The sequence below is a fragment of the Cellulosimicrobium sp. NPDC057127 genome, from assembly GCF_042670945.1.
GTDB lineage: Bacteria > Actinomycetota > Actinomycetes > Actinomycetales > Cellulomonadaceae > Cellulosimicrobium.
On the sequence record NZ_JBHUUP010000010.1, the window covers coordinates 116,886 to 128,538 of the forward strand.

At 71.7% G+C, this 11,653-nt stretch carries 11 protein-coding genes, 1 tRNA gene and 1 pseudogene; 2 read left to right on the forward strand and 11 right to left on the reverse strand.

Annotated features, from left to right (window positions below; translation table 11 throughout):
- Positions 1-276: 276 nt before the first annotated feature.
- Together ACFTZA_RS11600 and ACFTZA_RS11605 are read right to left on the reverse strand one after the other, a co-directional pair.
- A pseudogene (locus tag ACFTZA_RS11600) lies at positions 277-650 on the reverse strand (helix-turn-helix domain-containing protein); the annotation flags it as partial.
- A gap of 105 nt (positions 651-755) precedes the next feature.
- Positions 756-828 (reverse strand) — tRNA-Arg (locus ACFTZA_RS11605).
- Between the two features lie 131 nt (positions 829-959).
- Here ACFTZA_RS11605 and ACFTZA_RS11610 point away from each other — a divergent pair.
- Positions 960-1,922 (forward strand): nucleoside hydrolase, encoded by a 963-nt coding sequence (locus tag ACFTZA_RS11610; protein WP_378194524.1) that lies wholly within the window; start codon positions 960-962, stop codon positions 1,920-1,922.
- Between the two features lie 243 nt (positions 1,923-2,165).
- Here the strand turns inward: ACFTZA_RS11610 and ehuA are convergent, their stop codons facing one another.
- Genes ehuA through ACFTZA_RS11630 form a run of 4 tightly spaced genes read right to left on the reverse strand, consistent with a single transcriptional unit; the run spans position 2,166 to position 5,355 of the window.
- Complete coding sequence (gene ehuA / locus ACFTZA_RS11615; protein WP_378194526.1) at positions 2,166-2,951, reverse strand: ectoine/hydroxyectoine ABC transporter ATP-binding protein EhuA; 786 nt, start codon at positions 2,949-2,951, stop codon at positions 2,166-2,168.
- A 46-nt stretch (positions 2,952-2,997) separates the two neighbouring features.
- Positions 2,998-3,645 carry an ectoine/hydroxyectoine ABC transporter permease subunit EhuD gene (ehuD, locus tag ACFTZA_RS11620; RefSeq protein ID WP_378194529.1) on the reverse strand — a complete coding sequence of 216 codons (648 nt, stop codon included), beginning with the start codon at positions 3,643-3,645 and terminating at the stop codon, positions 2,998-3,000.
- On the reverse strand, positions 3,642-4,391 hold the full coding sequence (gene ehuC, locus ACFTZA_RS11625) for an ectoine/hydroxyectoine ABC transporter permease subunit EhuC (protein WP_378194532.1): 750 nt from the start codon (positions 4,389-4,391) through the stop codon (positions 3,642-3,644). The genes ehuD and ehuC overlap by 4 nt, the downstream gene beginning before the upstream one ends.
- A 4-nt stretch (positions 4,392-4,395) precedes the next feature.
- Positions 4,396-5,355 (reverse strand): transporter substrate-binding domain-containing protein, encoded by a 960-nt coding sequence (locus ACFTZA_RS11630; protein WP_378194535.1) that lies wholly within the window; start codon positions 5,353-5,355, stop codon positions 4,396-4,398.
- 337 nt (positions 5,356-5,692) lie between these two features.
- Between ACFTZA_RS11630 and ACFTZA_RS11635 the strand changes: the two genes are divergently transcribed.
- Positions 5,693-6,457 carry a GntR family transcriptional regulator gene (locus ACFTZA_RS11635; RefSeq protein WP_378194538.1) on the forward strand — a complete coding sequence of 255 codons (765 nt, stop codon included), beginning with the start codon at positions 5,693-5,695 and terminating at the stop codon, positions 6,455-6,457.
- Between the two features lie 24 nt (positions 6,458-6,481).
- Here ACFTZA_RS11635 and ACFTZA_RS11640 read toward each other — a convergent pair whose 3' ends face one another.
- From ACFTZA_RS11640 to ACFTZA_RS11660, 5 genes are all read right to left on the reverse strand, one after another.
- Positions 6,482-8,014: a GAF domain-containing protein gene (locus ACFTZA_RS11640; protein ID WP_378194541.1), complete on the reverse strand. Its 1,533-nt coding sequence runs from the start codon at positions 8,012-8,014 to the stop codon at positions 6,482-6,484.
- 150 nt (positions 8,015-8,164) lie between these two features.
- The gene (locus ACFTZA_RS11645; protein ID WP_378194544.1) at positions 8,165-9,736 is read right to left on the reverse strand and encodes a GAF domain-containing protein; all 1,572 of its coding nucleotides are present in this window, start codon (positions 9,734-9,736) and stop codon (positions 8,165-8,167) included.
- Positions 9,737-9,876: 140 nt separating this feature from the next.
- Positions 9,877-10,662 carry a hypothetical protein gene (locus tag ACFTZA_RS11650; protein ID WP_378194547.1) on the reverse strand — a complete coding sequence of 262 codons (786 nt, stop codon included), beginning with the start codon at positions 10,660-10,662 and terminating at the stop codon, positions 9,877-9,879.
- On the reverse strand, positions 10,659-11,024 hold the full coding sequence (locus ACFTZA_RS11655) for a PadR family transcriptional regulator (RefSeq protein WP_378194550.1): 366 nt from the start codon (positions 11,022-11,024) through the stop codon (positions 10,659-10,661). The genes ACFTZA_RS11650 and ACFTZA_RS11655 overlap by 4 nt, the downstream gene beginning before the upstream one ends.
- 90 nt (positions 11,025-11,114) lie before the next feature.
- Entirely contained in the window at positions 11,115-11,651 is a 537-nt protein-coding gene (locus ACFTZA_RS11660) for a dihydrofolate reductase (RefSeq protein WP_378194553.1), read from the reverse strand.
- Between the last annotated feature and the right edge of the window lie 2 nt (positions 11,652-11,653).

The window sequence follows — 11,653 nt, forward strand, 5'->3', positions numbered from 1 at the left end:
GCGATCAACCTAATGCGCACGACCATCGTTCGAAGGAATTTCAGGGCTCCCGATTGGCATCGCGTGGCCCCGTTTCACCCACTCGGGCAGGCTGTACCTCACGTGAGCGACGGTGACACTCCCCCTGTCGCGACCGCTGGTGCCCGCGCGGACGCATCCATGCAAGATCAGTCGCGGCCGTCATCAACCTCCGTCGCTGCGCCAGCGCCTGTCGCACGCAGCGGAACCTCGTCCCGCAGATGGAGTGTCAGCCGTTCTTGCCGCAGTCCCGTGCTCGGCGCGCCGGCGCCGCCCGCCCGGCTCGATAAGCCCCGCCCAGCGCAACGCCTGGTACGCACCCGGACTTCCAGACGCTCACCCCGCGCCGGCCCAGCTCGAACGCGATCCGCCGCGCACCCCACCCCGGATGCGCCCGACGCGCCTCCAGGACCTCGACCTCCACACCCGGGTCCACCTGATGCGGACAGCTGACCGGCGGTGCGAGCGATCCACCAGGCCCTCCAGCCCGCCCGCTTCCCACCGCGTCAACGACGTAGGAGCGTCTGACGCGCGATGCCCGACGACGCCGCGACCTCGGTGACCGAACGGCCATCACGGATGACCGCCAGCACCGCCTTGTACCTCTGCTCAGTCACGCTCAACTCCCTCATGAGCGAGCGTCAAGCATTAGCCGAAGTTGGTGTCAACCATCACCCGCAACACCGTCAACCGTCAGCCGAAACTCAAGCATCAGGCGGAGCCATACACGGCACCGGTGCGCCTGGGCAGATTCGAACTGCCGACACCCGCTTTAGGAGAGCGGTGCTCTATCCCCTGAGCTACAGGCGCATGGCCCCGGGGCAGGGCCGGAGCACAGCCTAGCCGCCGCGGGCCTCCGGATGCGAAGCGCGCCACGCGTCGTCGGGCACGGGCCTTAATCACGGACTGCCGGGCGTTGCCGCACGCGCGAGGATGGCGGGGTGCTCACCGGTGCCCCTCCGCTCCCCCGCAAGATCGTCCTCGACTGCGACCCCGGCCACGACGACGCTGTCGCCATGCTGCTCGCGCACGGCTCCCCCGCGATCGATCTCGTCGCGGTCACGACCGTCGCCGGCAACCAGACGCTCGAGAAGGTCACGCGCAACGCGCTCGCCGTCGCGGAGGTCGCGCGGATCGACGTCCCGATCGCGGCGGGCTGCGACCGCCCGCTCGTCCGGCCGCGGATCGTCGCGCCGGACATCCACGGCGACACCGGGATGGACGGCCCGGTCCTCCCGTCGCCGCGCGGCGTCGTCGACGACCGCCACGCCGTCGACCTCATCGTCGAGACGGTGCTCGACTCCGAGCCGGGCGAGATCACGCTCGTCCCAGTGGGGCCGCTGACGAACATCGCGATGGCGGCCCGCAAGGAGCCGCGCATCGTCCCGCGCGTGCGGGACGTCGTCATGATGGGCGGCGCGTTCCACGGCGGGAACCGCACCCCCACCGCGGAGTTCAACGTCCTCGCCGACCCGGAGGCCGCGCACGTCGTCCTCAACGAGGCGTGGCCGGTGACGATGGTCGGCCTCGACGTCACGCACCAGGCCGTAGCCACGCCCGACGTCCGCGACCGCATCGCCGCGCTCGACACCGCACCGGCGCGCTTCGTCGGTGAGCTGCTCGACTTCTACGGCAGCACCTACCGCTCAGCGCAGGCCTTCCCGCACCCGCCGGTGCACGACCCGTGCGCCGTCGCCTACGTCGCCGACCAGGCAGTCATGACGACACGCCGCGCCCCCATCGACGTCGAGCTCACCGGCACCCTCACGACAGGCATGACCGTCGTCGACCTCCGCGGCGACGAGCCCGCCGAGTGCCGCACCCAGGTCGGCATCACCCTCGACCACGACCGCTTCTGGACCCAGGTCCTCGGCGCCCTCCACCGCATCGGCGACCCGGCCTGACGCCGCGAAAGCCCGCCCGCCGCCGACTGCCAACGTTTGTGCACGCACCTGTGGCCCGCCCGGAGTATCGGACGGGCCACAGCGGTGCTGTCGACGATGCAGTGAGCGGCCGACGGTGGAGCGAGGGGTGGGGCGGGTCGTGGCGGGTCTGGCGGGAGCCGCGAGGAACGAGCGGCGGATGCTAGACCCGCCCCGCCCCTCGCGGAACCGTCGGCCGCGGAACCGACCACGACCCGACGAACGTCAGCCCAACACAGCCTTCAAGAACTCCTGCGTGCGTTCGTGCGTCGGGTTGGTGAACATCGTCTCGGGGTGAGCCTCCTCGATGATCCGTCCGTGGTCGAACATGAGCACGCGGTTCGACACCTCGCGGGCGAACTGCATCTCGTGCGTCACAAGGAGCATGGTGATGTCCGTGTTCTCGGCAACATCCCTCAGCACCCCGAGGACGTCGGCGACGATCTCGGGGTCGAGCGCTGAGGTGACCTCGTCGAGCAGCAGGATCTCGGGGTCCATGGCGAGCGCTCGCGCGATGGCGACGCGCTGCTGCTGACCGCCGGAGAGCTCGGTGGTCTTGGCGTCGCGCTTCTCGGCCATGCCGACCTGCTCGAGCAGCTCCTCGGCGCGAGCGGTGGCCTGCTTCCGGTTGAGCCCGAGCACGTGCATGGGCGCCTCGATGATGTTCTCCAGCACGGTCATGTTGGGGAACAGGTTGAACTGCTGGAACACCATGCCCACGCGCTTGCGCACGGTGCGCCGGCGCTTCTCGGGGATCTCGACCCACTTCTGCCCGCGGTACTCGTGGGTGTAGGGGTCGCCGTCGATGAGGATGAGCCCGCCGTCGGCCTCCTCGAGCGTCATGAGGAGGCGCAGGATCGTCGTCTTGCCGGAGCCGGACGGGCCGATGAGCGTGACGCGGTCGCCCTTGGCGACGCTGAAGCTCAGCCCGTCGAGCACGACGTTGTCGCCGAAGCGCTTGATGACGTCGCGGAACTCGATGGCGGGGGTGGTGTCCGGCGTGGTCGACACGCTGTCCTCCGGGTGACTGGCTGGGTTGGTCGCGGGGTCGATCACGTCAGGCAAGGCGGGTCTCCATCCGTCGCACGAGGAGCGAGGTCGGGTAGCTCACCAGCAGGAAGAGCAGACCCACCATCGTCAGCGGCTCGATGTAGGAGAACGTGCGGGCGCCGTACTCCTGGGCCTTCGTGAACATCTCGACGACCGAGATGACGAAGAGGAACGGCGTCTCCTTAAACATTGAGATCGCGTAGTTGCCGAGGCCGGGCAGGGTCTTGCGGATCGCCTGCGGCAGCACGACGTCGCGCCACGTGCGCGAGCGCGGCAGGTTGAGCGCGGTGGCGGCTTCCCACTGCCCGCGGGGCACGGCCTCGATCCCGGCGCGGTAGACCTCGGACATGTACGTCGAGTAGTGCACGCCGAGGACGGTGCAACCGATCACGAGAGACGGCACCGACGGGAGCAGCAACCAGATGAAGACGAGCTGCACTGGTAGCGGAGTCATCCGGATGAAGTCTGAGACCAGGCGCAGCGGCGCGGTGACCCACCGACTGGGCGCCCGCATCGCGAGCGCGATGACCAATCCGAGGATCGAGGCGATGACCATGCCGACGACCGTCGCCAGGACCGTGATCCGCAGACCTTCGAGCAATTCCGGTAGGACGTCCCAGGCGCGGTCCCAGCGCCAGATGGTGTCGTCGTTCATGCCGCGCCTCCCTTCCCGGTGATGACCTCAGGACGGACGTCGGGCTTGACGCGCAGGGCCTCGCGGACCGAGGGCCGCTTGGTGCCACGTCCGAGCCGACGCTTCGCGCGCTCTTCGAGGTAGTTCATGCCCCAGGTGAGCAGGTAAGCGATCGCGAAATACCCGAGCAGGCCGACCGTGTAGCTGAAGAAGACATCGTTGGTCGACCGTCGCAGCTGGTCCGTCCAGTAGTTCAAATCGTGCAACGTGATGTAGTACGCCAGCGCCGAGCCCTTAAGCAGCTGGATGAGCAGGTTGGCCAGCATGGGGATCATCAGAGCCCACGCCTGCGGGAAGATCACTCGGCGCACCCGGTGCAGCCAGCTCAGGTTCAACGCCGTGGCGGCTTCCCACTGCCCCTTGGGCACGGACTCGATCGAGCCGCGCACGACCTCGGAGCCGTACGCGCCGTAGTTGAGACCGAGCGCGACGATGCCGACGGCGAGCGCCTGCATCTCGTACCCGAACACGGGCAGCACGTAGAAGATCCAGAAGAGCTGGACGACGAGGGAGGTGCCGCGGAAGAACTCCACGACCGCCCGGGACGGCCCGCGCACCCAGAGGGACTGAGCGCGCGAGCCGAACCCGAGGAGGAAGGCGACGACGGCGGCGAGCAGAGCACCGCCGATCGTCAGCTCCAGTGTGACGACGAGGGCCTCCCCGAGGCGAGGAAGCCGGTCGACGAGTGTCTGGATGTCGTCGGACATCAGGTCAGGAGTCCAGCCCCAGCTCCGGGCCGATCTCGTCCGCGATCGCCTCGAGGTCACCCTCGCAGAGCATCTCCGCGGTCAGGCCCGACGGCGGACGCTCAGCCTCGGTGAACCCGAACGGGCCGAGAACCTCGGCGTAGCGGTCGGGGTCGGAGATGATCTCCTGGGCCTGCTCGTTGTAGGCCTCGAGCAGCTCGGTGTCGCCCTGACGGAAGACCGTCGAGCCGGCACCAATCTGCGGGACGCCGTCGACGACCGCGACGAACGCGTCGGTCGCCTCGACGGCGGCGTCGGTGTTCTCCGCCAGCGCGCGCAGCGAGATGCCGGTGAGCGCGAACGCGTCCGCACGGCCGGACACGACGGCGTCGAGGCCGTCCTGCGGGCTGCCGACGCTCAGCGTCGACACGTCGGTCTCCTCGGCGTAGCCCGCCTCGATCGCGCCCGACATCACGGCGAGAGTGATGTCCGCGTCGACGGCCGACTGCCAGTCGGTGAGGTTCTGCGGGTTCCCCTCGGGCACGAGGAAGGCTGTGGTGTACATGATCTCGGGCTCGCTGAAGGCGGCCTCCTCGCAGCGCTCGGGCAGGATGGACATCCCAGCGCTGATCGAGTCGACACGACCCGCGGTGAGGTTCGGGATGAGCGAACCCCACTCGGTGAGCGTGCCCTCGACCGTGTCGATGCCGAGCTCGGCGTACACGGCCTCGTTGAGGGCGACGGCCGCGCCGGTGAGCTCACCGCTGTCGTCCTGGAAGCTGTAGGGCTCCTCGCCGGCGAAGCCGACGGTGATGGTGCCGGAGTCCTGGAGCTGCGCCAGGGTGCCACCGTCGGTGTCGCCACCGGAACCGTTCTCGCCGCCGTCGTCGACGCTCGAGCAGGCGGTGGTCACGGCGAGCAGCCCGACGGCGCTCGCCGCCAGGAGCGCGCGACGCCGGTTCGGGGTGGTTCGCGTGGAAGTCATGATTCCCTTCGTGCCCGTCGACGCGAGCGGTCGCGGACGGTCGTGGGTCGTTGGACGTTCCACGACGTTAACCGGTCGTCGACCATTCAACAATGCGACCGTCCTACCGTCCGATTGTCTACAATCAGACAACAGGCGGGCCGTGGCGACCCGTCGCACCGGGAGACGACGGCGCGCGACACCCGCTCTGACCAGGGCAGACGCTCGACGGACGCCGACACGGCCCGCAGACAGAAGATCGCGTCCCCGGGGGACGCACCACGCCGTCGGCAGGGGATGATGTGATACCGGATCGTGACCTCGACCAGCGCACGACCACCACGGGAAGGGAGAGCCGATGAGCCCGGCCTCGCGGGCGCCGCTCGGCGCCGCGCCGTTCCTCTCACCGGTGACGCGACCGTCGACGGTCGACCTCATCGCGCGAGAGCTCCGCGACGCGATCTACTCCGGCGCGCTGCGCGTCGGCTCGCCGATCCGTGAGGTCGAGATCGCGAACCAGCTCGGCGTGAGCCGCGGCCCGTTCCGCGAGGCCGCGCAGCGGCTCGTCCAGGAGGGCCTGCTCAGCGCCACGCCCGGGCGCGGCCTGAGCGTCATGACGATCGGGCGTGACCGCATCCCCGCCCTGTACGCCGCGCGCGCGAGCGTCGAGACGACGGCGGCGCGGATCGCCGTCGTCTCGGCCGGCGAGGCCGAGACCGCCGCTGTCCGCACCGCCTACGAGGCACTCGTCGCCGCGGGTCGGTCCGAGGACGCCCGGCGCATCGGCGACGCCGACCTCACGCTGCACTGGACCCTCGTCGCCGCCGCCCGCAACCCTTGGCTGCTGCGGTGGATGAGCACGCTCATCGTCGAGGTGCGCATCGCGAGCTTCACCGTCAGCGACGAGTACGCGGTGCGGCGCGACTCCGCCGTGTCGCACGCCGACCTCGTCGAGCGGTTCGAGGCGCGCGACGCCGACGGGCTCGTCGCCGCCCTCACCGCGAACCTCGACGCCGCCGTCGAGCGCCTCACGGCGCCGCTCGACACGCACGTCGAGACGCTCGAGGAGCCGCACCCCGTGCCGCCGCCGCGCCTGGAACCGATCGAGCCGACCGGCCTCTGACCGGCACCCGGGGCCCCCGCCGGGTCAGCGCCTCTCGAACGCCCGGGCCATGGCGCGCTGGCTCTCCAGGACCTCGCTCATGCGCTGCTGCACCTCGTCGATGCGCCCGATCGTCGCGTTGATCGCCTCGATCCCCCGGGCCACGGTCGCGGTGTTGGTCTGGATGTCGGCGACCTGCTGACCGACCTTGCTCGTCGCGGTCGTCGTGCCGCCCGCCAGCTCCTTGACCTCGGTGGCCACGACCGCGAACCCGCGACCCGCCTGACCCGCACGGGCCGCCTCGATCGTGGCGTTCAGCGCCAGCAGGTTCGTCTGGTCGGCGATGGTCGAGATGATCTTGATGACCTCGTCGATGGCCGCCGAGGACTCGCTCAGCGCGCGCACCTCGTCCGCGATCTCCGACGCCTGCGCCACCGCCCCGGCAGCCACCGTCCCCGCCTCGGCGGCGCTCGCGGAGAGCTGCTCCACGCTGCCCAGCAGCGCGGCGGCCGCCTCCGCGTCACGCGCGGCGCGACGCAGGATGTCGAGCCGCTGCGACACCAGACGGCCCACGTTCCGCAGCGCGTCGGCACGGCTCTCCGACAGCTCGATCGTCTCGGTGGTGAAGAAGTCCATCGTGCCGATCACCTGACCGTCGATGACGATCGGCAGGCACACCCCCGAACGCACCCCCGCGCGCTGCGCTGCCGGTGCCCGCACGCAGTCCGTCAGCTCGCCGAGCTCCGGCACGAACACCAGGTCGCGCGCCTTCCACGCCCTCCCCGACAGCCCCACACCCTCCGCAAAGCTCGCCGCGAGCGTGACCTGCCGGAACTCCTCGCCGGCCGTCCCGGACTCGACCACGAACCGCAGCACCCGCGCGTCCTCGTCGAGCCGCCAGAACGACCCGTACGCCCATCCGAACTCCCTGCGCACCGAGTCGAGGGCCGTTCGCACCGCCGACTCCTCGTCGACGCACGAACCCACTTCGGCGACGACGGCGGTGACCGCCTGCTGGTCGCGCACCGCGTCCCGCACCTGCCCGCTCGCGTGCATCGCCGAGAGCGACTGGGACACCGCGCGGGACAGCGCGTCGAGGACGTACGCCCGCGTGGGGCTCGGCGTGCCGAGCCGCGGGGAGAGGAAGTCGAGCATCATGACGATCCTGCCGTCACGCCGGACGGGGATCGCCATGGCGCCCCGCGCGCCGGCGCGCAGGCTCGCCTCGCCGCGCGCACAGTTGGCCGGGTACGCCGCCAGGTCGACGAGGTCCACGATCTGCCCGCGCTCCAGGGCGACCCCGCACAGGCCGTACCCCCGGGTCATCCGGTGGGTGCGCGTCATCTCGGTGAGCTCGGTGCCGAGCGAACCCGTCTGCGCGACGAGCTCGAGGTCGTCCGAACCGTCGCGCACCGCCCACGCCGAGGCGTAGTCGAACCCGAACGCCCGGCGTGCGCCGTCGAGCACCGCCTCGACGCCGGCGTGCACGGAGGTGGCGCACGCCACCTCGCCCAGCCGCTCCATGACCTGGTCCAGCGCCTGGATCTCGGCCGTCATGACCTGCTGCTGGTCGGCCACCACGTCGCCGTGTCCGCGACGTCCCGTCAGTACACCCACTGCACGCCCCCCTGCTCGTCCGCCCCCAGTGGTTGCCCGGGGCAGAGGTCTCTATCGACCGGGGGCGACCCGGCGTGCGCGTCGCACCGGGTGGTTTACGCGGGCAGGGCGTCAGCGCCTCTCGAAGGCGCGGGCCATGGCGCGCTGGCTCTCCAGCACGTCGCTCATGCGCTGCTGGACCTCGTCGATGCGCCCGATGGTCGCGTAGATCGCCTCGATCCCGCGCGCGACGGTCGCGGTGTTGGTCTGGATGTCGGCGACCTGCTGGCCCACCTTGCTCGTGGCCGTCGTCGTGCCGCCCGCGAGCTCCTTGACCTCGGTGGCCACGACGGCGAACCCGCGACCCGCCTGGCCGGCGCGCGCCGCCTCGATCGTGGCGTTCAGCGCCAGCAGGTTCGTCTGGTCGGCGATGGTCGAGATGATCTTGATGACGTCCTCGATGGCCGTCGAGGAGTCGCTGAGCGCGCGTACCTCGTCCGCGATCTCGGACGCCTGGGCCACCGCCCCGGCGGCCACGGTCCCTGCCTCCGTCGCGCTGGCGGAGAGCTGCTCGACGCTGCCGAGCAGCGCGGTGGCCGCCTCCGCGTCGCGGGTGGCGCGACGCAGGATGTCGAGCCGCTGCGACACGAGGCGCCCCACGTTGCGCAAGGCGTCGGCACGGCTCTCCGACAGCTCGATGGTCTCGGTGGTGAAGAAGTCCATCGTGCCGATGACGTCGCCGTCGATGACGACGGGCAGGCACACCCCCGAACGCACTCCCGCCCGCTGCGCAGCGGGCGCCCGGACGCAGTCCGTGAGCTCGCCGAGGTCGGGCACGAACACCAGGTCGCGCGCCTTCCAGGCACGGCCCGACAGCCCGACGCCCTCGGCGAAGCTCGCCGCGAGCGTGACCTGCCGGAACTCCTCGCCGGCGGTCCCGGACTCGACCGCGAAGCGCAGCACCTGCGCGTCCTCGTCGAGGCTCCAGAACGACCCGTACGCCCACCCGAACTCCGTGCGCACCGAGTCGAGCGCGGTCCGGACCGCCGACTCCTCGTCGACGCACGAGCCCACCTCGGCGACGACGGTGGTGACCGCCTGCTGGTCACCGACGGAGTCCCGCACCCGGCCCGCCGCGTGCAGCGTGGTCAGCGACTGCGACGCCGCGCGGCACAGCGCGTCGAGGACGTACGCCCGTGTGGGGCTCGGCGTGCCGAGGTCCGTGGTGACGAAGTCGAGGACCAGGACGATCTCGCCGTCGCGCCGGAGCGGGAGCGACATCCCCGCCCGGGCCCCCGCCGCGAGGGCCGCCACACCGCGGGAGCAGTTGGGGGCGTGCTCGGTCAGGTCGGGGACGTCGACCACGCGTCCGCGTTCCCACGCGATGCCGCACAGCCCGTACCCCTTGCCCGGCCGGTGCGACGGCGTCATCGCGTCGAGCTCCGGGCCGAACGTGCCCACCTGCGCGACGAACTCGAGGTGGTCCGAACCCTCCCGCACGGCCCACGCGGAGGCGTAGTCGAAGCCGAACGCCCGCCGGGTCGCGTCGAGCACCGCCTCGATGCCCGCGCCCACGGAGTCCGCGCCGGACACGTCACCCAGTCGCTCCATGACCTGAGCCAGCGCCTGGATCTCGGCCGTCATGACCTGCTGCTGGTCGGCCACCACGTCGTCCTGCGCACGACGTCTCGTCAGTACACCCACGCCACAGCTCCCTCATTCATGACCAGGACGATCGTCCAGGCGCAATGACCTATCGGCCGTCCAACAGAGGTCGTGAATGTCGAGCACCGATATCGCCCGGCCGGGCGTCGTCGTCGACCTGCGGTGACCTGGGAGAAGGCCTACGCGAGCCACCAGAGCAGCACGCCGACGACGAGCGTCCAGGCGGGCACGAGGAGCGCCGCGACCAGCCCGACGCGGCGGCTCTGACGCCGGCGGCGCGTGGCGGTGCCGACGTCCTGCAGGGGGGCGAGCACCGGGTCGTCGGCGTCGGGACGCCGCGCGCGTGACAGGTCGACGGCGACGCCCGCGACGAGGAGCGCGACGCCGACGGCGCCCGTCGCGGCGGCAGGCAGCGTGACGAGCACCCCGCGCAGGAGCAGGAGCGGGACGACGAGGGCCGCAGACGCCGCACCGAACGCGACGGTCCCCAGGACGGGCCTGCGCACGAGCGCGCGCAGCACCGGCTCGGAGCGCCACGCGAGCAGCAGGAGCCCGGCGACGAGGACCGCGCCGGCGAGCACCTGGCCGACCGTGATCTCCACCGCGTCGCCCGCGGCCAGCGCGGGGACGGACCAGAGCGTGAGGAACATGCCCGCGAGCTGGACCACCGTCGGCAGCACCGTGCGGACGATCGCCGCCGAGCCCTGGTCGGGGCTGCGCGGCAGCTCGAGCGACCTCGCGTAGGCGACGGGGTCGCCGAAGGCCTCGTAGGCGTCCTCCCCGCTCTCGGCGCAGTGGGAGTCGACCTCACCGAGCGCCTCGCCGATCCGGTCGCCCGCGACGCCCTCGATACGGAGCTCGAGCAGGGCGGCCTCGGCCCACCGCGGGTCGACGTGCGGGGCGAGCTCGCGCTCCATCGCGTACCGACGAGCCTCTCGGCGCTCTCGCGCGCTGGTGCTGGTCATGCGGTCTCCTCCTCGGCGGGTGCCGACGTGCCGTCGGCGACGATCCGGCGGGTCGTCACGGTGAACGCGTCCCAGCGGGCGGCCGACCGGCGCAGCTCGCCGGCCCCCTCGTCGGTCAGCGCGTAGTACTTGCGCCCCGGCCCGCCCTCGCCCGGGCGCCACTCGGTGACGACCCAGCCGGCGTCCTCCAGACGCTTGAGCAGCGGGTAGAGCGTCCCGCCCTTGAGCGGCCCGAGGCCGCTGTCGGCGAGCGAGGACGCGATGGCGTACCCGTAGGTGGGCCCGTCGGCGAGGACGCGCAGCACGCACAGGCCGAGCACGCCGCGCAGCCACTCGCTGGGCCACTCCTCGTTCGCGGTCACGACTAGACCGTATCCCCGACTAGATAGGCAGTCAACATAGGGAGGGAGAGCGGTGCCCCGCCACCACCACGGGGTCGACCGCCGGCGGTGTCAGGCGCGGCGGTACGTGACCATGCGGAACCGCAGGCCGGTGGACGACGTCGCCCACTCCCCCGCGTCCGCCCGCCACCCGGCAGGGACGGCAGGCGCGAACGTGTCGCCCTCGACCTCGGCGTCGATCTCCGTGACGACGCACCGGTCGGCGTGCCCGACCGCGGCCGCGTAGAGCTGCGCGCCGCCGATGACCCACACCTCGCCGTCCGGCCCGGCGGCCGTGCGCGCGAGCGCGAAGGCGGCGTCCACGGACCCGGCCACGCGCACCGGCGCGCGGCCCTCCTCGGCCGCGCGACCGCCGTCGGGCACCCAGCCCTCCTGGCGCGTCACGACGACGTTCGTGCGGCCGGGCAGCGGCCGGAACCGGGTCGGGAGCGAGTCCCACGTGCGCCGACCCATGACAACGGGGTGGCCGGACGTGACGCGGCGGAAGTGCGCGAGGTCCTCGGGCAGGTGCCAGGGCATCGTGCCGCCCGCGCCGATGACGGGGCGGCCGGCGGCGTCGCGGGCCTGGGCCCAGATCAGTCCGAGCATCA